Genomic DNA, 20,721 nt, shown 5'->3' with positions numbered 1-20,721 from the left:
TCGAGTGAAGAGGATGGGAGGATCAGTGCATGCCGCGCGAGAACTGCTGCAGGAGTTCTCGCTTGAGGGTGTTGAACGCTGCTGAGGTCGTATCCCGTTCGCGCGGCAGGTCGACACGGGTTTCATGCTGGATACGTCCTTTGGACAGGATGATGATGCGATCGGCAAGAATCAGGGCTTCGTCCAGGTCATGCGTGACAATCACGACGCCCAGCGTATATTTGGCCCACAGCTGCAGGACCAGGCTCTGCGCGCCGCGCCGTGTGAAGGCATCCAGTGCGCTGAATGGTTCGTCCAAAAGCAGCAGCTCAGGCTGGCGATACAAGGCTCTCGCGACGGCGACACGCTGCGCTTGGCCTCCGGAGAGGCTGCGTGGCCAACTATCGAGCTTTTCCTCCAGCCCCACATCGCGCAGGGCCGCTTTGGCGTGCCCGCGCGCACCACGTCGGCTCGACTCGTCCAGCAGCACATTTTTCCATACGCGTTGAGCCTGGATCAGCCGTGCATCCTGAAAGACCACACTGGTCGTGCCTTTTACGTGGGCCTGGCCACCGTTTGTCGACTCCAGACCGGCGAGGATGCGCAGCAGTGTGGTCTTTCCGGTGCCGGACGGGCCCACCAGCGCCACGAACTCGCCTTTGCGCACTTCGAAATCCACCCCATTCAATACGGTGTTTTCGCCATATTGTTTGGTGACGTTGGATAGCTGTGCCACGGTATGTGGCACGGCATGATTCCCGGTAGCCATCGGTCTATCTCCAGCTCAAGACGCGCTGTTCAATGTGGCGCAGCAAGGCATCGACGAGAATGCCCAGAACGGCGTACACCAAAATGCCCGCGAGAATGATGTCGGTGCGTTGAAATTGATTGGCGTTGTTGAGGATGAAGCCGATGCCGGCACTGGCATTGATCTGCTCTGCCGCGACGAGCGCAAGCAGCGCGGCGGCCGCGGCGTAGCGTGTGCCGACCAGGATGCCCGGCAAGGCCATGGGCAATACAATCAGGCGGATATAGTGCTGCCTCGATAAATGAAATGCCTGGCCTAATTCGCTCAGTTTGGGATCGATGCCGCGGATGGCGTGATAGACACTCAAGTACATGGGGGTAATCGACGCGCCGACGATCAGCGCGATTTTCGAGGTCTCACCGATGCCGAACCAGACGACAAAGATGGGCACGAGTGCGATGAACGGAATCGTCCTCAGCATTTGCAGCAAGGCGTCATAGCCGCGCTCCGCGCTGCGGGAGAGGCCTGCAGCCAGTCCTAGCAGCAGACCCGCGCCGCCGCCAATCAGCAGTCCCAGCCCAGCACGCCAGAGTGAGATGTGCAGGGCAGCCTGCAGATCGCCGGACTGCCATAGTTCACCGTAGGCCTGCAATACCGCTGCCGGAGAGGGCAACACGAAATCGTTGACCCAACCGAGAGAGGATACGGCTTGCCAGGTAATCACCAGCAATAGCGGGACCAATAGCCGCCATACGGTTTCTGGTATGGCAACGCGCCTGGCGCGCCCTGGGTCAACGGCGTCGCGAGAGCCTATTGCCGTTGGTGAAATTAACGTCGTTGTGCCATCCGTGCCGATGGACTCGGCGGAGATGATCGATTCCTTGGCAAGCATTTGCCACCCGTGGTGATATAGCGTGATCGAATGAGTCAGTATAGAAACGGCATCGTGTCAAACGAACCAATAAGTTTTAATTTCTACATAGCTCAATTGACTTAACGTGCATTGATGCCACGGGCTCGTCTATCTGCGTGCTTACGACAACCGGTGCTACGCAAATCGCGAATGGATATTAGACCAATGGGTCGTGTTCTCGCATACTCGTGAGCTTGTTTTCTTATTGGATTTTCGTGACTCATGACAGCGAAACGTCAACTACACCTGAACACGAATGTGACCGCGCTGGGCCGTCATCCCGCGGGTTGGCGGCTGCTGAATCAACCTAATGCCATTGTTGATCTGCGGTTTTACCAACAGATTGCGAATGTGGCCGAACGCGGAAAACTCGATGCGTTGTTCCTGTCTGACGCGGTGGCACTAAAAGGACACGCGAGAGGGCCATCGCAGGCGCTGGAGCCCACCGTGCTGCTTACGGCGTTGGCCGCTCACACGACACATCTGGGGTTGATCGCCACGGCGTCCAGTACGTATAACGATCCGTTCAATCTCGCACGCCGCTTCAGCAGTGTGGATCATCTGACGGGAGGACGTGTCGCCTTGAATGTCGTGACGACCTATGATGCGGCGGCGGCAGCGAATTTCAGTCTATCGCGTGTTCCGGACAAGGCCGAGCGTTACGCGCGTGCCCGCGAATTTGTCGATGTGCTGGCTAAGCTCTGGGATAGCTGGGAGGACGGCGCGTTGTTGGCGGATCAGGATACAGGGCGCTACGCCGACCCCGACCGTGTGCATGCTATTCACCATCGTGGAACCTATTTTCAAGTGGATGGGCCATTGAACCTGCCCCGCAGCCCGCAGGGGCGGCCGGTATTGATACAAGCGGGTTCTTCGGAAGGCGGGCGTGAGCTGGCGGCCGCAACGGCAGACGCTGTGTTTACGGCGCAAACGACAGTGGAGGGCGGCCAACGCTTCTATGCGGACATCAAGGGCCGGGCTCGCGCGTTGGGACGCAATCCTGAACACATTCATATCCTGCCGGGGCTGTTCCCCGTCATCGGCGGTACCGAAGCGCAAGCCCGCGCGCGTAAAGCAGAGATGGATGAATTGATCGATTGGGAGGCTGCGCTTGCTGGCTTTGCTCAGGTATTGGGGGTGGACGCCGATGATCTGCCGTTGGACCGACCATTACCTTACGAGAAGATAGCCAAGGTAGCGCGTGGAGATCAGTCGCAGGGTTTTGTGGACGCAACGTTGCAACTGGCGCGCGCTGATAATCTGACGGTCAGGGAGTTGCTGGACAGAAATCCCGGCGCGCATCGCATTGTGATCGGGACACCCGAGCAAGTCGCCGATACGATAGAAACCTGGTTTCTGCAGCGTGCCGCCGATGGGTTCAACTTGAATGCCGATGTGTTCCCGAGCGGCCTGGAGGCGGTGGTGGATCATGTCATCCCCATTTTGCAGCGGCGCGGACTCTTTCGACGCGATTACGAGGGTACGACATTGCGGGATCATTTCGCCTTGCCGCGGCCCGCGAGTCAGTACGCCGAGGCGTAAGCCTCGGCATGTTCGGGTGAGCCCCGGTTCAGGCTGGGGCGTGCAAGGATCCCTTCAGGTCTATGCCCGTACGGGGCTCGCGCTCCAGCTGGGTGACGAGCCCCAGCTCCCAATCCAGATAAGTGTTGAAGTTGCGATCCCGTTCCTCGATCGTATCGAACACGTATGGGTTGTACCAGGCATCGTCTCGCCCGGTCAGCAAGCGTTCACGGCCTTGGCCCGAGGCAAGCCCAGCCTGATGCCAGGCGGCTGTGCCGCCTTGCAGCGGCCGCGCTGGCACCCCTTGTGCGACCAGGGCCTGCGCGACGGCACGAGCCCATGTGCCGTCTGTCGAGGCCAGTACGACAGGGGTATTGGCCGGCAGGCTTGCCAGATGAGCCTGCAGGCCATGCGGCGCGATAAAGCGCGCGCCGGCAATATGGCGGCGGGCATAGGCGACGCTGTTTTCAATCTCGATGACTTCAGGATTGGCATGCTTCTGCAACTCGGCCAATTCGGTGGGCGTGATCCACTCGGGAGACTCCGAGTACGCCTGCAGCACCCGTTGTGTTTCAGGACCGATTTCCAGGGCGTGCTGTGTTTCGGCATGGACGGCATAAACATGCACGTGGTAGCCGCCCAATTGGGCCAGCCACGCCGCGGTCGTTTGGGCGCGTACGCCATCCCAGTCCGCCAGCACGATATGTGCGCCGCGCGTGGCAGCGTATTCGTCTGTCGCTTGCACCAGTTGGCCGCCGGGGGCCCATCGCCAGCCGGGTAAATGCCCTGCCAGGTATTCTTGTTTGTCGCGGACATCGAAGCGGTACACGGTCACGCCCTGGCGTTCCAGCGCCTGCAATGCCTCGCCATCCAGTTGCGTCACGCCGGCCCGTTGCGCCATATCGCGTGCGCGCTGCCGTGCGACGTCCAGAGAGTGACCACGCGGTGTCGGTGCGGGCTGCACGCGGCCATTGGCCAGGGTTTCTCCTTCGATCAGCCACGCCATTGTGCCGTTTCGCAGCGATACGACGCGATTGGGCAGGCCTGCGTTGATGAGGGTCTGCGCTCCGACGATACTGCGTGTGCGGCCCGCGCAATTCACGACGATGAGTGTCTCGGGATCGGGGGCAACCTCGCCAATACGATAGACCAACTCAGCGCCAGGCAGGCTGTGCGCGCCGGGGATGCTGAACGCCTCGAATTCCTCGCTCGTGCGGCTGTCGACCACGACCAGATTGTCGCCTCGCGATAGGCGTTGCTTGAGTTCGCTGGCATCGATGTGAGGCGTGCCCAACTCGTGTTCCAGCAGTTCGCCAAATGCTTTGCTCAGTACATTGGTGCCGCTGTAGAGTTCGAAGCCAGCGGCCTTCCAGCTCGTGATGCCGCCTTGCAGGATATGGATACTGCTATATCCCAGGATGGTCAGCTTGAGCGCAGCTTGAGTGGATTCGCTGCCATCCGCATCGATCAGCACGATACGTGTGTGGCGGCGCGGGACCAGACTGTCAATATCCAGCTCCAGCCGCCAATAAGGTGCCGAGGCCGCCAGCAGCAGGTGTTCGCGGGCATAGATGCCTTGCGGGCGTACGTCCAAGACCGCGAGCTCGTTGCCGTCGTGCAGGATGTCTTGCAAGGCTTGTGCGGTGATAGTCTCGAACGAGACGAGTGGTGTCGAAGAGGATGGCAGAGTCATGATAGATCCAGAAACAGGAAAAAGGGCTATCAAAAATAGGACAGCGACGGTAACGGCGTGCCATGTACGAGCTTGCGTCCGATGGCCAGTGCCTTGTATGCAATCGGGTTATGCGCCGTGACGGTGCGCAGATTGCGCCAATGACGGTCCAAGCGGTTGCCGCGCCGGATGGCGGAGGCGCCCGCGACCTCGAACAGCTCGCCCGCGGCCCTCAGGGCCAATTCGTCGATGACCACCTTGGTGCGAGCAGTGCTCTCGGCGGCCCGTTCGAATAGCTGGGCATCGGGGTTGCCCGTGGCCGCGCTGTCGAATGCCTGGCCTAGCCATTGAGCGGCCTCGAGGACGCCGACTCGAGCCAGATGTGCCGCGCTGGCGAGTCGCCCGATGACGGTTTGCGGCAGGGGATCATCCGCCGGAACAGGCTCTACTGCATGATAGAAATTACGTTCCCTGGCTTTGAGCAGGACGACCGCGTCATCGACTATGCGCTGCAGGATTCCGGCCACCACAGCGGAGAGATATAACTGCGGGAACGTCGCGAAGTACGGCAGTTTGGTGCCCTGGGTATCATCGACGATGTCGTTTTGGTCGACGGCGACATTGGTGTAGGTTGTACTGCCGCTGCCGGTGAATTCCTGGCCAAACCCGTCCCAGTCATCGGCCACGTCGACGCCTTGACGCGATGCCGGAACCACGACTTTGGTGGATTTTCCTTCGGTGTTGACTGCATAGACGTACAGATAGTCGGCGTAGAGATTTCCTGTGCTGTAGAACTTGCGGCCGCTCAGGCGCAGTCCGTCGGGCGTGGCGGTCACCGCCGTGTCGTATTTCAGGTTGCCGACGTTCTGCTTGCCCAGTTCCGTCGCGGAGGTGCCAAACGTTTCGCCCTTCGCAACGCGGCCCAGATAGTCCTCAAAGACGGGGATACGCGAGCGGTCAATGAGAAATGTCTCGGTGACGTTGAGGTGATTGCGCAGCGAGTGGGCGACACTGGAGTCGGCGCGAGCCAGCACTATGACAAAATCAAAAAGCTGAGGCAGGGAAACGCCGCCGCCACCCTCATCGCGCCGCAGGCGCAGAGCGCCGACGCGAGCTTGCTTGAGCCTCTTGAGGGTTTGCGTGACCGCGGGGGTGTCTCGATCAGGCGTGGCTTCTTGCTCGGCTACCCACGGTAGCAGGGCGAGTAGATCGGACAGCTCGATGGGGGGCAGGGATGAGGCAGACACGATGGTTGAGGCTCCAGAGAAAAAAGAATGACGAGAATCAGGCGTCCTGTTGTTCCGTTACGCCGAGCCGCTTGAGCAGATGCTCGCGCAACTGAGCAAAATCGGATTGTGTCGTTCGGCGCGGCCGCTCCAGATCAATAGGCAGATCCTCGCCGACACGTCCGTGCTCCAGAACGAGCACGCGATCGGCGAGCAACAGGGCTTCATCTACGTCGTGCGTCACCAGCAGAATCGTCGCGGCATGGCGTTGCCATAGGCGGGCGATCAATCTCTGCATTTGCAGCCGCGTCAGAGCGTCCAGTGCCGCGAAGGGCTCATCCAAGAGCAGCAGCTCCGGATCGCGAACGAGGGCGCGTGCTAGCGCGGAGCGGATGAACGAGAGGGAGTCATGTGAGGATATTCCACGTTCAATGAATAAGACCGGAAATACTAATCACAAGTTGGCGTCGCGATAACGACGGATGTCTTATTTGAAAATAGGTAGGAAGGATAGAAGCTATATGCAAACAAGGAAAACTTGGTTGGTGTGAACGTATGGGCTCGATAGGATGGTCGACTTTCGTCCGGTGCGACGAGACAACTGAGATCGTGGAAATCGAGCGATGGCAGCACATACTGGGAAAGTCATTTGGGTCACTGGGGCGTCGGGCGCGCTGGGCGGCGCGATAGCGCGGCACCTTGCCACCGAAGGCGCAACGGTGATCGCGAGTTCGCGCTCAGTGCGCGCGGAGGATTTCGTTGAGTCGGCTGGTATTCGTCTACTCGCACTGGATGTGAAGAACACCAGCGCTGTGCAGGCCGCCGCGGATCATATCGTTTCGACCTACGGCCGATTGGACGGCGTGGTTGTCAGCACTAATGTGGGCGCATTCGGCGACTTTCTCGAATTGAGCGACGATGCCTGGTATGCCGTGCTGGAAGCAAAGCTATTGGGAAGCGTACGCGTCGTCCGAGCGGCCTTGCCTGTGTTGATCAAACAAGGAAAGGGCGCGGTCGTCGTGATTAGCGGGCGTGGAGGTATTGATCCTCCACCACAGCATTTTCCAGGCTCCAGTGTGAATGCGGCCCTGGATCTGCTGGTTCAAGGCCTGGGCCGTCGCTATGGCCGTCATGGCGTACGGACCAACGCTATTGCGCCTGGCCCAATTCGCTCTCCGCGTTATCAGGCGCTAGAGGACGCGGAACCCGGTGATGGCAAGGGTAAAAACCAGTATGCCTCCGTTGCATTGGGTGCGCCGGGCGAACCTTTGGATGTCGCACATGCAGCCTCATACCTATTGTCTGATGCGGCAGCGTTCGTCAATGGATCGACCCTCGCGCTTGATGGCGGCGGTCCGGGCTATCAACTTTGAGCCTCCAGGATCATGGCAAGCGTCGAGCTCCAGAGTGTTGTAAAGAACTACGGTGGCGCGCCGGTGGTGAATCAGGTCTCACTGTCGGTGCAAGACGGCGAGTTCTTGACCTTGCTGGGCCCGAGCGGCTGCGGGAAAACGACATGTTTGCGCATGGTGGCGGGGTTCATTGCGCCGGACTCAGGAGTGGTGCGTATTGCAGGACAGGATGTGACGAGCGTGCCAGCCTACCGGCGCAACACGGGCATGGTGTTTCAGCAATATGCCTTGTTTCCTCATCTTTCCGTCGCGCAGAACCTGGCATTCGGACTGCAGCTGCGCAAGGTCAATCGACACGATATTCGGCGGCGCGTAGAGGATGCGTTGGAGCGCATTCGATTGCCTGGCTACGGGAATCGTTATCCCGATCAATTGTCGGGAGGTCAGAAACAGCGGGTCGCTCTGGCACGGGCGTTGATATTCAGCCCCCGCGTGCTGTTGCTGGATGAGCCTTTGGGGGCACTGGATCAGAAGCTGCGCGAAGAGTTGCAACAGGAGATCAAGCGTATTCAGAAAGAGGTGGGCATTACCACGATCTTTGTGACGCACGATCAAAACGAGGCGTTGAGCCTGTCGGACCGTGTCGTCGTCATGCGGCAAGGCGGCATTGTGCAGATAGGCGCGCCCAAGACGCTATACGATCGGCCTGCCGATCGTTACGTGGCGAGCTTTATTGGCAAGATCAATCTGTTATCCGTGCGTGCGAAGCAGGATCCAGAAAGGGGCGGGTGGCTTGTGGGGCGCCCCGGCGGAACCTATCAATGGCGAGTGGAGTTCGATGCGGGGCGTCGCCCAGAGCGGGAAGAACCGTTGCTGCTGGCGTTGCGTCCGGAGCGTATTCAGCTGGGTGCAGAGCTGCCCAATCGGATTCGCGGCCAGGTGGAGCAAGTCACTTACGCGGGAGATGGCTGGCTGGTGGACGTGCGGGCCGAAGATGACGTACGCATCGTAGCCAAGGTCAACAATCGGGTGATACCGGTGTCGGGCGAGGCGGTCACGCTGAGCTGGAGTCATGAGGACGCGTTGCTGTTGCCTGACGAGGCAACGGCATGAGCCAAGACGCTGTATTGCGTGTGTCGGAGACCTCATCGGTCTGCATCGGCAGGCGCGAGGCCGCGTTGTCCCGCGTCGGGGCGTTGGCTGTGCCGGGTTCGATTTTTCTGGCCTTGTTTTTTCTGGCGCCGCTTTGCTACCTGCTGGCGCTGTCCCTGCATCCCGGGGGCAGCATGGGCAGGGTGGGTCCTGAATGGAGCCTGGTGAATTACCAGCGTTTTCTCACCGATACCTATTATCTGGGGATCCTTTGGGATACCGGGCTGTTCGGTGCATCGACAGCCTTGATCTGTGCGGTGATGGCTTTTCCATTCAGCTATAAGCTGGCTCGCATGCGGGGGCCATGGCGCACGCCCTTGCTGTTCATCACGGTATTGCCATTGTTGATCAGTGCTGTGATCCGGAATCTCGGATGGATACCCGTGCTCAGCGAGCGAGGTGTGCTGAATCAGATTCTGCAGGCGGCGGGGCTGCGAGCGGAGCCTGTCGAATGGATATACAACTACACCGGTGCGCTCATCGGGATGGTGCATGTCGAGTTGCCGTTCATGGTGTTGATGTTGATGGCGGTCATACGGAAAATCGATCCTGCGTTGGAAGAGGCCGCCATCAATCTGGGCGCGGCGCCGTGGCAGGTGTTCTTGAAAGTGATTCTGCCCTTGAGTCGTCCAGGACTGGTGGCGGGAACCTTGATGGTTTTCATGGCGTCCATCAGCGCATTGGTGACGCCCGCCATACTTGGCGGCAAGCGGGTTATGTTGATGGCGCTGTACATTGATCAGCAGATGCGCGGACTGCTGAATTATCCCGTCGGGGCCACCGCGGCGATCTTGACGATGGTAGCTGCGTCGGTGGCGATGTTGCTCGCTCTGAAACTAGGCCGGAGCCGAGTGTGATGAACACAACGATGTCGTCGCGTGTTCAGCGGGCGTTATTGCGAGCCGCCATTTGGGCCGTGCCGTTGTTTCTGGTTTTGCCGTTCCTGGGGATCGTCAGCGCCTCGTTTTCGCGCAGCGGTGCCTTGGCTTTTCCGCCGAGTGACTGGACCTTGCATTGGTATCAGTCCATTCCAGATCCCTATTTTGACGCGCTGCGCTATAGCTTGTCCTTGGGCGCCTGGACAACCGCGCTGGTGACAGTGCTGGGTGTGCCCTTGTCGTTGGCATTGGTGCGTGGCCGCTTGCCGGGAAGTTCGATTATCAACACCTTGTGTATCGCGCCACTGGGTGTTCCCACCATCGTGATTGCCGTGGCGGGATTCAAGTTTTCCATGTGGGTCGCCGACAGCTGGGGTTACAGCTTGAATGGCAACAGCGCCGGCATCGTGTTGATGCAGTCGGTGTTTACCTTGCCGTTACTGGTGCGTTCGGTCATTGCCGCTTTTGCACACTATGACAACACGCTGGATGAGGCAGCCCAGAATCTGGGCGCGACGCCGTGGCAGGTGTTCTGGCGAGTGACGGTACCGTTGATCGTGCCGGGCGTTATCGCCGGCATGCTGTTCGCGTTCGTCTTGTCGTTCGATGACGTCGTGGTGGCCTGGTTCATGGGAGACCCCGGCACCCCTACATTGCCTGTCAAGTTGTTCACGGCCATGGAAGTCGAATTCGACAACGCGATCACCGCACTCAGTACCCTGATCGTGGCGGCCTGGGCCGTTCTTTTACTGCTGTTGAACCGATTCTTTCAACTAGAGCGAGTACTGGTGCGAGACTAAGCGCTGCGCTCTCGAAACCTGTTCCGGAGATGCTATTTTGAAATGGTTGCAAGTGTTTTCCGCCACGGTCTTGACCTTGGCTGGAGCTATCGCGGCGGCGCAGCCGGCGCCGGACGGAAATATCGTGTTGCGCGTATCGTCGTGGGGAGGAAAATCCACCCAGACGCAAATCAAATACGCCGGCGACATTTTTACGAACAAGACTGGCGTGAAGGTGCAGTTCATCGACGGGGCTTCCATCGATCATCTAGCCAAGCTGGTGGCGGCGCGTGGACGAAATGTACCCTATGACGTCGTGCTGCTCGATGGCGATGTACGTGCCCAGGCTATCCAGGCAGGGGTATTGGAGAAGTTCGACTATGACAAGGTGCCCAATGCGCGTCTGGCCTTCGACGAGGCCAAGGGTGTGGATGGCTATAGTCCGGATTTCGATTTTGTGTCTGCGATCTTTGTCTACAACGCGGACAAGTATCAAGAAGCAGGGATACCGGCCCCAGTCTCCTGGAAAGACTTGTGGGATAAGCGGCTGGCGGGCCATGTCGCCTTGCCCGATTTGGCCAATGGCGCTGGCCGCGCGTTGCTGATTCAGACTTCACGGCTGCTCGGAGGCGACGAAAGCGATTTGAGCAAGGCCGTGGAAGAAGTCGCGCGTGTGGGCGCGCGCAGTTATTGGTCCACCTCGCAACAAGCCGAGCAATTGATCAAGTCAGGCGATATCTGGCTGACCGTGATCGCGGACGGCCGGGCCTATTCTCTGCAGGACGTGTACAAACCCGCTCGTGCCGTGCGTCCAAAGGAAGGGTCGATTGCCTATGCGTCGACGGCAGATATCGTGAAAGGGACGCCGCATCCGGAATTGGCGGCTCAGTTCTTGAATGAAATCTATGGCCCCTTGTATCAACTGGGCAACGCCGTGGATTTCAACTACGGGCCGACCAATCGTTTGCTCACCCCTGTCATCGATGCGGACAAGTCGTTGGCTGCCAAGCTGATTTACACGTCCGAGCAAGCCAAGACGCTGTATCACCCCAATTGGGATAAATACTGGGCGGCGCACGAACGCGCTCAGGATCTGTGGAACCGCACCATTACGTCTCGCAAATGAGCAAGCACATACGCCTGAACGCTTTTCATATGAACGCGCCGTCCCATTCGTGGGCGGGGTTTTGGCGGCATCCCCGCGATCGTTCCGTGGATCACAATCGCCTGGACTACTGGGTAGACCTGGCCGTGACGGCCGAGCGCGGTTTGTTTGATGGTGTGTTTTTGGCCGATGTGTTCGGGATCTACGACATCTATGGTGGAGATGCCGGGGCGACGTTGCACGAAGGCTCGCAATCTCCTTCGCACGACCCAATATTGACGGTTCCTGCGATGGCCCATGCGACAACGCATATCGGCTTTGGTGTTACCGCAAATCTGACTTACGAGCATCCTTATCAGTTTGCGCGCCGTTTTTCTACGTTGGACCACTTGACTCAGGGCCGGGCCGGCTGGAATGTCGTGACCGGATATTTGGATAGCGCCGCGCGTGGAATGGGCCTCGCGAAAGCCCGCGAGCATGATGAGCGTTATGCCGCGGGCGAGGATTTCCTGCAGGCTGCCTACAAGCTGTGGGAGGGGAGTTGGAGCGGCTCGGCCGTGATTCGGGACCGCCGTCCCCGTGGCGCTTATATCGACCCTGCGCAGGTGAGAAAGGTCGTTCATGAGGGGCCGTATTATCGCGTGGAGGGCTTCAATCTGGCTGAGCCTTCACCGCAACGCACGCCCTTGTTGTATCAGGCGGGCGCCTCGGGTCGAGGTAAGGCCTTTGCTGGTACGCATGCCGAGTGCGTGTTCCTGGAGGGGCAAACGCCCGCGATTGTGGCGCAGGCGGCACGCGATATTCGTCAGCATGCCGTGGACGCGGGCCGCCGGGCCGACGATGTCCTGCTGTATTTGGGCGCGACCGTCCTGGTGGCGCCCACCTCAGCCGAGGCCCGGGCGCTGCAAGAGGAATACGCGCGTTATGTGGATCCCGTCGGGCAGCTGGTCTTGGTATCGGGCTGGACCGGCATCGATTTTTCCAGGCTCGATCCCGATGAGCCGCTGCAGTTCGTCAAAAGCAATGCGCTGCAATCGACGGTCGAGAATCTGACCAAGCGTGCAGGCCGGCCGATTACGCCACGTGATATGGCGCGCTTTGATCAGATTGGCGGGCGCGGGCCCTTTATCGTGGGCAGCCCCGTCGAGGTCGCGGATCAATTGATTGAGTGGGTCGATCAGACGGGCGTGGACGGCTTCAATCTGCGACGCCTGGTCGTGCCAGAGAGCTTGACCTCATTTGTTGATCTGGTCGTGCCTGAATTGCAGAGCCGTGGCCGCTATGCGACGCAGTATGCGCCAGGAACGCTGCGTGAAAAACTTTTCCCGGGACGCGGACCGCACTTGCCGGCATCGCATCCTGGCGCACGCTATCGCTACGCTTGAGTTCGTACTGACTTCATTGGAAACGGAGACCTATGTCTGCCCCGAAATCCGACACCGCGTTGTCGTTGCGTCAATCCCTGGATACGGTGGCCTCCCGGCTGGCCGAGCGATCTGCCGCCGTCGATGCCGAGGCACGCTTCCCCTCTGAAAACATGGCGGCGCTGCATCGCAGCGGACTTTTGCAAGTGGGACTGTCCCGTCAGCGAGGCGGCGCGGGATTGGGCCGCGAAACGTCGTTTGCCGATTTCTTTGAGGTGGTGACGGGGTTGGCGAGAGCGTGCAGCAATACGGCACAGTTGTTCACTGTACAAAATGGGGCGCTCTATACGTTAGAACAGTTGGCGAGCGATGCGCTGCTGGATGAGATCGCCAGCGCGGTGCAGCGGCGAGGGGCGTCGTTCTGCTTTGTGGGTGCGGAGCCAGACGAGCGTTTTACGCATGACAACAAGCGTGTCAACGTCAAATCCATCGCGACGCCGCTTCCGGATGGACAATGGCACATCACGGCGGAAAAGGCCTTTGCCACGGGATCGGTGGGTTGCCAGTATGCGCTGTTTCAGTGCGCGACGGTTACCGAGGACGATGGGCGACCCCCGGAATCCGTGCTGGTGGTATTGCCGCGCAATCATCCCGCCGTGGAGATCCAGGATACCTGGAATGGCGTAGGTCAGCGTGCTACGGCCAGTGGCCGCTTGCGCGTTGCGCCTGGCAATGTGTCTGCCCATTGGGTCGTGGGCAATCCCGCCAGCGCACCGCATGGTGCGCTCTTTGCTCCGTTATACCAATTAGGTTTTGCGGCCATTCTCGCCGGCATCGGCGAAGCTGCGCTGGACGACACGCTGAAATTCGTACACGGCACGCTCAAGCCTACGCATGGCTATCAGCGGCCGGCCGATGAGCCTGCCATACAAGCGCATGTGGGTGACATACGCATCGCGTTGTCGGCGAGCCGGGCCTTGATTCGCGAGGCGGCCCGGGGCATGGATGCGTATCTGCGGCAGGAGGCAGACATCTCCGATGTGTTGGTGGCTGTCTATCAGGCCAAAGTCCATGCGAGTGCGAGTTCCCTGGAGGCTGGCTCGCGTCTGTTTCAGGTGGGTGGAGCACGCTCCGCCACGCGTGATTGGGCGTTCGATCGTCATTGGCGCAATGCCCGCACTCTGACGCTGCATGATTCCGTGGACAAGCAAAAGGGGATTGTGGCGCGGCATGTGCTGGGCATCGAACGGCCCAACGTCTCTACGCGTTGATGCAGAAGGGATAGTCATGCTGCTGGCGTATTTTCTTTCGCATTCGGCGTCTCCTCATACGGTGGGGCAATGGCGTCTGCCCCGGTCGTTTCAGGGCTTGCGCTACGATCGTCCTGAGTATTGGGAGCATGTGGCTCGCACAGCGGAGCGCGGCGGGATCGATACGATTTTTTTGTCGGATTCCTATTCGATTTACGAGACCTATCGCGGCAGCAGCGATGACACGTTGCGCTATGCGGTGCAGTGCCCACGCCATGATCCATTGCCATTGATTCCCATCATGGCGCGCGTGACGCAGCATGTGGGCTTTATCGCGACGCTGAGTACGGCATTCTTGCCGCCGTTCTGGACAGCCAGGATGTTTGCCACCCTGGATCATTTGACCGAGGGCCGGGTGGGATGGAACCTTGTGACGACCGCTGGCGAGCTGGAGGCGAGGCAGTTCGGACAGACGCTCGACGAGCATGACCAACGCTATACGCGGGCCGAGGAATACCTGGCACTGTGCCGCACGCTGTGGGATAGCTGGGCGCCAGATGCCATCATTGCTGATCGGGTACAAGGCGTTTTTGCCGATCCGCAAAAGGTCGCGCCGATTGACTTTCAGGGCGAGTACTTTTCCAGCAAAGGGCGCTTTACCGTTCCGCATTCTCCGCAAGGGCATCCGTTGATCGCTCAGGCGGGGTCATCGCCGGCGGGATCGGCGTTCGCCGGGCGTCACGCGGATCTGGTGTTTGGCTTGCGCCACTCGACCCAGGGCATGAGAGAGTTCCAGACTCGAGTGCATGAAGCCGCGCGGCAAGCGAACCGCCGTCCCGAGGATGTCCGCATCCTGTGGGGGATTGTGCCGATCGTGGGAGAGACACGTGCAGAGGCACTGCGTAAGCAGCAGGCGATTCGCGACAACGTCACCGTGAAGGCGGGGCTGACGATGCTGTCGGCGTTCTTGAATATTGATCTTTCGCGTTTTGATCCGGATTCACCATTTCCTGATATTGGCGAGACCAGTGGTATACGCGGTCATTTGTCCGTGATTACCGAGGATTTTCCGCGAGAGACACCTCTCGCGGAGATTGCACGCCATTTTGCAGCGGGCCAAGGTCCGCATATTGTCGGGACAGCGGTGGACATTGCGGACCAGTTGCAGCAGTTGCTGCAAGAAGGCGGTGGTGACGGCTTTATTTGTATCAGCCACACCTTGCCGGGCTGCATGGACGAGTTTTCAGATCTCGTCATTCCCGAGTTGCGGCGTCGAGGACTGCGGCCGCCGGGGTACGATCATCGTACGCTGCGCGAAAGGGTGAGAGCTGGCGCTGGTCGCGCAGCGGCGCGAGATCAATAGCGGGTCGCGCTGAGTAGTTGTCAGAGCGATATGTTGGCCTTGCCGGCGACCTCTCGCCAGCGTTTCAGATCCGCTTGCAGTTCCGTGGCGAATTCGTCGGGCCGATCCAGCACTGGCTGCACGCCGCGTGTGATCATGCTTTCTGTCGCGGCCTTGCTTCCCATGCCGTTGCGCATGGCTTTATACAATGCTTCCGTGATTTGCGGGCTGAGTTTTGCCGGGCCGAATACGCCGAACCATGTCGTGGTGTGAAACCCAGGTACGCCTGCTTCTTGTGCTGTGGGAATCGACGGCGCGTTGCTGGCCCGTTCAGTGCTGGTGACGGCCAGCGCACGGACCTGTCCGCTTTGGATATAGGGTAATGACGAGGGCAAGGTGTCGAAGTAGGCATCGACTCTGCCGCCTATCAGGTCGGTGATGACTTGGGCGCTACCCTTATAGGGTACGTGTTGAAAGTTTGTGACGCCAGCCGATTGCAGAAACATTTCCGCCGCCAGATGGGTGATGTTGCCGACGCCCGCTGATCCGTAGATGATTGGCTTCTTGCTGTCCTTGGCATATTGCAGGAAATCCGCCAGAGATTTGACCGGTAGTTTCGGATTCACGACAAGCACTAGAGGGGTGTAGCCAATCTGAGTGATCGGCGTGAAGTCCTTGATTGCGTCGTAGGGCAGCGATGGCGTCAGTGCAGGGCTGATGGCCTGCGATGCGGTCACGCCTAGCAGCAAGGTGTAGCCATCGGCAGCGCTGCGTGCGACTTCGGATGCCGCGATGGTGCCGTTCGCGCCGGGCTTGTTGTCGACGACCACGCTGGTGCGCAGCGTTTCTCCCAGCTGTTGCGCGACCTGTCTGGCGACAAAATCCGCGCCGCCGCCTGGAGGGAATCCCACGATCAGCCGAATGGGCTTATTGGGAAAGTCCGCCGCTTCGGCGGTCTGTGGGGCCGCTGCTGTCAATAAGATCATCGAGGCTGCGCAGGCGGTGACACCGCTCATGATGCGCGAAACGATGGGTGTGGCGAGGGGCCGTTTTGTCCCTCTGACAAAGGTGAATCTATGCATTGTTGTCTCCGTTATAGATGAGAACGGCTCCACCTGCCCGTTCAAGCTTCTTTGCGTACTGGCGCCCATGCAAAGTCGCCAGAGTGAACCGCGGCGATCGCGCCGCTGGCGAGGAGTGCGTCGCATTGTCCGGATGTCAGTCCGGCTGTGCGCAGCACTTCTACGGTGTGCTCGCCCAACTCCGCGGGCGGCAAGAGGGGAGCATCTGCTTCGGCGGCATGCAGACGCGGAAATTCCGGAACGTCGAAGTCCAGCCCGCGATACCGCACTTGGCGCAACTTGCCTGGCTGGTGGGCTTGGGGGGCTTCCAGGACGCGTTCCAGAGGCAACACCTCGGTGCAGCCGACGCCGCCCGCTTTCAGCCGTGCAACGGCCTCGTCAAAGGGATATGCCGCGATGGCTTCTTTGACGATGTCTTCGACCTGTTCGCGCGCTTTTTTTCGATCGCGCAGGTGATAAAGGCTGGCGTCGTCCGCCTGCGGCAGTCCCATCGCCTGGCAGAATTTCAGCCAATGTCCATCGGTGAGTATCAGCAAGTACAGCCAGCGCTCATCTGCAGTCCGATAGGCACCATAGCCAGGCATGCTGAACTCGCCATGCGGCTCGCGCTCCGGCCGTCCGAGCAATTGCGTTTTGAGCTGTACGCCCACCAGATCGCGAGAGGCCACATGCAGGCCGGTTTCGTACAGGCCGACTTCGACATGATCGCCTTTATCGTGCTTTTGCTGCTGAATCAACGACGACAAAATGCCGATGACCGCATACGCACCGGCAAACTGATCGTGGTACGACGGCCCGAGCCGGCTAGGGCGGCCGTTGATCCGGTTACCCTCCATGACGCCGGTAGAGGCTTCGGCCACCGGGTTCGATGCCAGGTCGTTTTCCTGTGGGCCCGCGGCGTAGCCACGGATATGGCAATAAATCAGTTTGGGATTGATTGCCGCGCAGTCATCGCGTGAGAGCCGCAGCTTGCGCGCCGCGTTCGGCGCCAGGTTATGCACCAGCACATCGGCCGTCTGCAGCAGCTTGCAGAATGCGTCATAGCCGGCCGGGCTGGCGAGATCGATGCAGACGCTTTTTTTGCCATGGCTATAGGCGATGAAGGTTCCGCTGGGGCCGCCTCGCACCAGACTGCGAGTGGGATCTCCGCGCGGCGGTTCGACCTTGATGACGTCCGCACCCAGTTGCGAAAGGATGTGTGCTGCAAACGGCGCCGCCAGCATGGTTCCCAATTCAATGATGCGGTAACCGGTGAGGGTAGGGGTAGTCATCGAGCGTCTCCTGCCTGTTGTTTGATAAAGAATGCATTCTATATTTTTAAAAAGACGGGATTTTGATTAATTTCATTAGGGAAAGTACGTATTTTTTGGGTTTAATTAAAATATAGAATGCATTCTTAGTCGTGCAGCAGATAACGACCGATCCAAAAAACGGAGACAAAACATGCACAGACGGACTTTTCTTTCTGGTTGTGCGGCAGCGGCCACCATTGCCTTGCCGGGCTGGGCGCGAGCACAACAGAGCGCGGTTGGTATCGATGCTGCATCCAAGACGGTGACGGTGGGCGCGTTCACGCCGGTGACCGGGCCCGTGCCTTTCTATGCGATCTTGACGCGAGCGGCCGAAGCCTGCTTCAAGCATGTCAACGATACGAATGCCTTGGACGGATGGAAGATCAAGTTCGTCACTTATGACGACGGCTATGAACCCGCGCGCAGTGTCGCGGTAACGCGGCGCCTGGTCGAGGAGGACAAGATCTTTGCGTTGGCAGCGCCGGTGGGCACGGCGCAATCAGTCGCGGTGATTCCTTATGCCAAGGAGGTCGGGTTACCGATGATCGGGCCGATCGGTGGGGCAACCGCCTTGTTTTCCGATCGCCTGGTCTTCCCGCTATTACCGGATTATGGATGGTCTGCTGCGTCCAATCTGGACTATGCCATCAATGGGCTCAAAGCCAGTCGTGTGGCGCTACTGTGGGAAAACGATGAACTGGGGCGATCGGCAAAACGGGGTTTTGATCTTTTGATCCAGGCTCGACAACTGCAACCTGCCGAGTCGATTCCATTTGAGGTTCGCAGTACGGATTTCACTCCTCATGTCCGTCGCATTGCGAATGCCAAGGCGGAAGTCGTGATTCTGTTTGGTTCAAATGCGAACTTGGCCGCGGCATTAAAGACAGCGGACCGCCTGGGACTGAAAGCCAAATGGATGGCGCCATTTTTTACAGCGGATCCGACCACGTACAAATTGGCCGGCAAGCTGTTGGACAGAACGTATTTTTCATCATGGCTGATGCCAGTCGATGCGGATGACGCGGCCATTAAAGCCTATCGCGACACAGTCGCCAAGCTCTATCCCAACGATCCCATTGGTGTGTTTGGCCTCAATGGCTGGAGTAACGCTTCGTTGTTTGTCGAAGGATTTCGCATGCTGTTGGCCAGCGGTAAACCGTTGGCACGCGAAAACCTCGTCGACGTGATGGAAACGATGACGAACCGTGCCGTGGGCGGCGCGCGTGAAGTGACCTTCAAGGCAGGGGACCATCGCGGCGCGCGCCAAGAGGGGATCATCCAGGCACAGAATGGTGGTGGGTTCAAGTTGGTGCGCGGATTTGAGCCCTATCCTGCAGCCGTTTTTGACGCAAAACTATCGTAGGGGAATGGGTGTGAGCGAGCAGTATGCAGCATGGGTGGGCCGCGAGGAATCGCGTGCAGAGCAGGTGAACGCGAATGCGGTAGCGGCAATGGCCGCGACCTTGGATTGGGAAACGGCGCCTGCCGAGGGGGACGCTTTGCCACCAGGCTGGCAGTGGCTGTTTTTCAATGGCGCGGTCCGCCGCCGTGGGCTGGGAACGGATGGTCATCCCCAGCGGGGCGGTTTTTTGCCGCCGATTGAATTGCCGCGCCGCATGTGGGCCGGCAGTCGCATTCGTTATGTCAAAGACTTGCCCATCGGGGCGCAGGCAACTCGGCACAGCCGCATCCTGAAAGTCGAAAACAAAGTGGGCAAGCGCGGATCGCTCTGGTTTGTGACGGTGCAGCACACGACTGTATGCCAACAGCAGGATTGCCTCGTGGAGGAACAGGATATTGTGTACCGCGAGGCGACGCCCGTGACGACGGCACCGGCTGAGGCTGCGAAGCCGCCGCGTTACGAAGGGCGCGCGCAATGGGGCCGTGAGGTGCAGCCTGATACCACCCTGCTGTTTCGTTATTCGGCATTGACTTTCAATGGTCATCGTATTCACTACGACCAGACCTATGCCCGCCACGAAGAAGGTTATCCGGATCTCGTCGTACATGGCCCCTTGACGGCGACGTTATTGCAGCAATTTGCCCTGGAGCACGGTGGCGAACGCCAATTGGCGAGCTTTGACTTTCGTGGTGTCAGCCCGTTGTTTGTAGCTCGTCCGTTTCAGTTGGAAGGCCGCGAGGCAGATGACGGCAGTGTGGACTTGTGGGCGCGCGGTCCGGAAGGCGAGTTGGCCATGTCGGCCAAGGCCACCTATCGCTGATTACGCTGACGATATGCGCGGGGGCAGTGTGATTCGCAATGCGCTATATCCAGTCCACTATTGAACAATACATTCAGGAGACAAAAGACAATGGCACAACATTTAAGCGGCCCTGCGGACTTGCAGGGACAAGTCGCTTTCATTACCGGCGGTGCGGGTTCAATGGGACGCGCCATTGCGAATGCGTTCAAGCAGGCGGGGGCAAGGGTCATCGCCACGGATCGCGCCGAACACGCAGATATTGGGCCCGAGATTGACTATCGCCAATACGATGTGACCTCTCGCGCGCAAACGGACACTGTGATCGACGGAGTGCTCAACGACTATGGCAAGATCGATATTCTCGTGCTCTGCGCAGGCATTATTGCGCGGACGACATTGGCCGACAGCACGGATGACGAGTGGGATGCATTAATGTCGGTCAATGTTCGTGGGGTAGTCAATCCGGCGCGAAAACTGTTTCCTTTGATGTGTGAGCAAGGTTTCGGAAAAATCTTGGCTGCGGGTTCGATTGCCGCGAAGAATGGCGGTGTCGCATCGGGTCCCGCCTATGTCGCCTCGAAGTCGGCAGTGCACGGCATGATGCGATGGATAGCCAAAGCCGGTGCACCCCACGGTGTGTACGCCAATACCTTGGCGCCGGGACCCGTCGAGACGGCGATGTGGGCCAGTATCACCAAAGACGGGGCTCCCGCGGCGAATGCGACGGTGCCCTTGGGCCGTTATGGCAATCCAGACGATATTGCCCAGGCGGCGCTGTTCCTGTGTTCGCCGGCATCCAACTGGATTACTGGTACCTCGCTGGATATCAGCGGCGGTATGTGGATGGCCTGACCGCCGGAGA

19 protein-coding genes are annotated in these 20,721 nt (G+C 59.4%); 12 read left to right on the top strand and 7 right to left on the bottom strand.

The genetic code is table 11. The features are described from left to right. Positions 1-22: 22 nt before the first annotated feature. Positions 23-748 (bottom strand): ABC transporter ATP-binding protein, encoded by a 726-nt coding sequence (locus tag ACYVI2_RS04630; protein ID WP_415819484.1) that lies wholly within the window; start codon positions 746-748, stop codon positions 23-25. A 4-nt stretch (positions 749-752) separates the two neighbouring features. Beyond that, a complete protein-coding gene (locus ACYVI2_RS04625; RefSeq protein WP_415819483.1) occupies positions 753-1,619 on the bottom strand; it encodes an ABC transporter permease in 867 nt (288 codons plus the stop codon). 243 nt (positions 1,620-1,862) lie between these two features. Here ACYVI2_RS04625 and ACYVI2_RS04620 point away from each other — a divergent pair, with 243 nt between their 5' ends. Further along, a complete protein-coding gene (locus ACYVI2_RS04620) occupies positions 1,863-3,182 on the top strand; it encodes an LLM class flavin-dependent oxidoreductase (protein ID WP_415819482.1) in 1,320 nt (439 codons plus the stop codon). A 28-nt stretch (positions 3,183-3,210) separates the two neighbouring features. On the opposite strand, the gene ACYVI2_RS04615 is transcribed toward ACYVI2_RS04620, so the two are convergent. The 3 genes from ACYVI2_RS04615 to ACYVI2_RS04605 are packed head-to-tail and all read right to left on the bottom strand — an operon-like array spanning position 3,211 to position 6,402. Then, positions 3,211-4,854 (bottom strand): rhodanese-like domain-containing protein, encoded by a 1,644-nt coding sequence (locus ACYVI2_RS04615; protein ID WP_415819481.1) that lies wholly within the window; start codon positions 4,852-4,854, stop codon positions 3,211-3,213. 29 nt (positions 4,855-4,883) lie between these two features. Continuing rightward, the gene (locus ACYVI2_RS04610; protein WP_415819480.1) at positions 4,884-6,080 is read right to left on the bottom strand and encodes an acyl-CoA dehydrogenase family protein; all 1,197 of its coding nucleotides are present in this window, start codon (positions 6,078-6,080) and stop codon (positions 4,884-4,886) included. Between the two features lie 37 nt (positions 6,081-6,117). Next, positions 6,118-6,402, bottom strand: coding sequence for a hypothetical protein (locus ACYVI2_RS04605; protein WP_415819479.1), 285 nt, complete (start codon positions 6,400-6,402; stop codon positions 6,118-6,120). Positions 6,403-6,682: 280 nt separating this feature from the next. Between ACYVI2_RS04605 and ACYVI2_RS04600 the strand changes: the two genes are divergently transcribed. The 8 genes from ACYVI2_RS04600 to ACYVI2_RS04565 are packed head-to-tail and all read left to right on the top strand — an operon-like array spanning position 6,683 to position 15,302. Next, complete coding sequence (locus ACYVI2_RS04600) at positions 6,683-7,432, top strand: SDR family NAD(P)-dependent oxidoreductase (RefSeq protein ID WP_415819478.1); 750 nt, start codon at positions 6,683-6,685, stop codon at positions 7,430-7,432. A 12-nt stretch (positions 7,433-7,444) separates the two neighbouring features. Next, positions 7,445-8,524: an ABC transporter ATP-binding protein gene (locus tag ACYVI2_RS04595; protein WP_415819476.1), complete on the top strand. Its 1,080-nt coding sequence runs from the start codon at positions 7,445-7,447 to the stop codon at positions 8,522-8,524. Continuing rightward, positions 8,521-9,420 carry an ABC transporter permease gene (locus tag ACYVI2_RS04590; RefSeq protein ID WP_415819475.1) on the top strand — a complete coding sequence of 300 codons (900 nt, stop codon included), beginning with the start codon at positions 8,521-8,523 and terminating at the stop codon, positions 9,418-9,420. The genes ACYVI2_RS04595 and ACYVI2_RS04590 overlap by 4 nt, the downstream gene beginning before the upstream one ends. Then, positions 9,420-10,241 (top strand): ABC transporter permease, encoded by an 822-nt coding sequence (locus tag ACYVI2_RS04585; RefSeq protein WP_415819474.1) that lies wholly within the window; start codon positions 9,420-9,422, stop codon positions 10,239-10,241. The genes ACYVI2_RS04590 and ACYVI2_RS04585 overlap by 1 nt, the downstream gene beginning before the upstream one ends. 37 nt (positions 10,242-10,278) lie before the next feature. Then, the gene (locus tag ACYVI2_RS04580) at positions 10,279-11,346 is read left to right on the top strand and encodes an extracellular solute-binding protein (protein ID WP_415819473.1); all 1,068 of its coding nucleotides are present in this window, start codon (positions 10,279-10,281) and stop codon (positions 11,344-11,346) included. Beyond that, complete coding sequence (locus ACYVI2_RS04575) at positions 11,343-12,710, top strand: LLM class flavin-dependent oxidoreductase (RefSeq protein ID WP_415819472.1); 1,368 nt, start codon at positions 11,343-11,345, stop codon at positions 12,708-12,710. The genes ACYVI2_RS04580 and ACYVI2_RS04575 overlap by 4 nt, the downstream gene beginning before the upstream one ends. A gap of 32 nt (positions 12,711-12,742) precedes the next feature. After that, positions 12,743-13,960 (top strand): acyl-CoA dehydrogenase family protein, encoded by a 1,218-nt coding sequence (locus tag ACYVI2_RS04570; RefSeq protein WP_415819471.1) that lies wholly within the window; start codon positions 12,743-12,745, stop codon positions 13,958-13,960. Positions 13,961-13,976: 16 nt separating this feature from the next. Continuing rightward, entirely contained in the window at positions 13,977-15,302 is a 1,326-nt protein-coding gene (locus ACYVI2_RS04565; protein WP_415819470.1) for an NtaA/DmoA family FMN-dependent monooxygenase, read from the top strand. Between the two features lie 20 nt (positions 15,303-15,322). On the opposite strand, the gene ACYVI2_RS04560 is transcribed toward ACYVI2_RS04565, so the two are convergent. Then, on the bottom strand, positions 15,323-16,363 hold the full coding sequence (locus ACYVI2_RS04560; RefSeq protein ID WP_415819469.1) for a Bug family tripartite tricarboxylate transporter substrate binding protein: 1,041 nt from the start codon (positions 16,361-16,363) through the stop codon (positions 15,323-15,325). Positions 16,364-16,404: 41 nt separating this feature from the next. Further along, positions 16,405-17,634, bottom strand: coding sequence for a CaiB/BaiF CoA transferase family protein (locus ACYVI2_RS04555; protein ID WP_415819468.1), 1,230 nt, complete (start codon positions 17,632-17,634; stop codon positions 16,405-16,407). A gap of 172 nt (positions 17,635-17,806) precedes the next feature. Here ACYVI2_RS04555 and ACYVI2_RS04550 point away from each other — a divergent pair, with 172 nt between their 5' ends. From ACYVI2_RS04550 to ACYVI2_RS04540, 3 genes are all read left to right on the top strand, one after another. Continuing rightward, positions 17,807-19,018 carry an ABC transporter substrate-binding protein gene (locus ACYVI2_RS04550; RefSeq protein ID WP_415819467.1) on the top strand — a complete coding sequence of 404 codons (1,212 nt, stop codon included), beginning with the start codon at positions 17,807-17,809 and terminating at the stop codon, positions 19,016-19,018. 10 nt (positions 19,019-19,028) lie between these two features. Beyond that, positions 19,029-19,877: an HTD2 family dehydratase gene (locus tag ACYVI2_RS04545; protein ID WP_415819465.1), complete on the top strand. Its 849-nt coding sequence runs from the start codon at positions 19,029-19,031 to the stop codon at positions 19,875-19,877. Between the two features lie 90 nt (positions 19,878-19,967). After that, the gene (locus ACYVI2_RS04540) at positions 19,968-20,711 is read left to right on the top strand and encodes an SDR family NAD(P)-dependent oxidoreductase (protein ID WP_415819464.1); all 744 of its coding nucleotides are present in this window, start codon (positions 19,968-19,970) and stop codon (positions 20,709-20,711) included. Positions 20,712-20,721: the final 10 nt, after the last annotated feature.

This window comes from Bordetella tumbae, from assembly GCF_054780995.1.
The sequence above is the reverse complement of the archived record's forward strand: the minus strand, read 5'-3'. Positions and strand labels throughout refer to the sequence as shown.

What these genes read in the sequence shown, in the direction of transcription:
- ACYVI2_RS04630 (WP_415819484.1), bottom strand. Translation starts at nt 748, where the DNA reads ATGGCTACCGGGAATCATGCCGTGCCACATACCGTGGCACAGCTATCC.
- ACYVI2_RS04625 (WP_415819483.1), bottom strand. Translation starts at nt 1,619, where the DNA reads ATGCTTGCCAAGGAATCGATCATCTCCGCCGAGTCCATCGGCACGGAT.
- ACYVI2_RS04620 (WP_415819482.1), top strand. Translation starts at nt 1,863, where the DNA reads ATGACAGCGAAACGTCAACTACACCTGAACACGAATGTGACCGCGCTG.
- ACYVI2_RS04615 (WP_415819481.1), bottom strand. Translation starts at nt 4,854, where the DNA reads ATGACTCTGCCATCCTCTTCGACACCACTCGTCTCGTTCGAGACTATC.
- ACYVI2_RS04600 (WP_415819478.1), top strand. Translation starts at nt 6,683, where the DNA reads ATGGCAGCACATACTGGGAAAGTCATTTGGGTCACTGGGGCGTCGGGC.
- ACYVI2_RS04595 (WP_415819476.1), top strand. Translation starts at nt 7,445, where the DNA reads ATGGCAAGCGTCGAGCTCCAGAGTGTTGTAAAGAACTACGGTGGCGCG.
- ACYVI2_RS04590 (WP_415819475.1), top strand. Translation starts at nt 8,521, where the DNA reads ATGAGCCAAGACGCTGTATTGCGTGTGTCGGAGACCTCATCGGTCTGC.
- ACYVI2_RS04585 (WP_415819474.1), top strand. Translation starts at nt 9,420, where the DNA reads ATGAACACAACGATGTCGTCGCGTGTTCAGCGGGCGTTATTGCGAGCC.
- ACYVI2_RS04575 (WP_415819472.1), top strand. Translation starts at nt 11,343, where the DNA reads ATGAGCAAGCACATACGCCTGAACGCTTTTCATATGAACGCGCCGTCC.
- ACYVI2_RS04570 (WP_415819471.1), top strand. Translation starts at nt 12,743, where the DNA reads ATGTCTGCCCCGAAATCCGACACCGCGTTGTCGTTGCGTCAATCCCTG.
- ACYVI2_RS04565 (WP_415819470.1), top strand. Translation starts at nt 13,977, where the DNA reads ATGCTGCTGGCGTATTTTCTTTCGCATTCGGCGTCTCCTCATACGGTG.
- ACYVI2_RS04560 (WP_415819469.1), bottom strand. Translation starts at nt 16,363, where the DNA reads ATGCATAGATTCACCTTTGTCAGAGGGACAAAACGGCCCCTCGCCACA.
- ACYVI2_RS04555 (WP_415819468.1), bottom strand. Translation starts at nt 17,634, where the DNA reads ATGACTACCCCTACCCTCACCGGTTACCGCATCATTGAATTGGGAACC.
- ACYVI2_RS04550 (WP_415819467.1), top strand. Translation starts at nt 17,807, where the DNA reads ATGCACAGACGGACTTTTCTTTCTGGTTGTGCGGCAGCGGCCACCATT.
- ACYVI2_RS04540 (WP_415819464.1), top strand. Translation starts at nt 19,968, where the DNA reads ATGGCACAACATTTAAGCGGCCCTGCGGACTTGCAGGGACAAGTCGCT.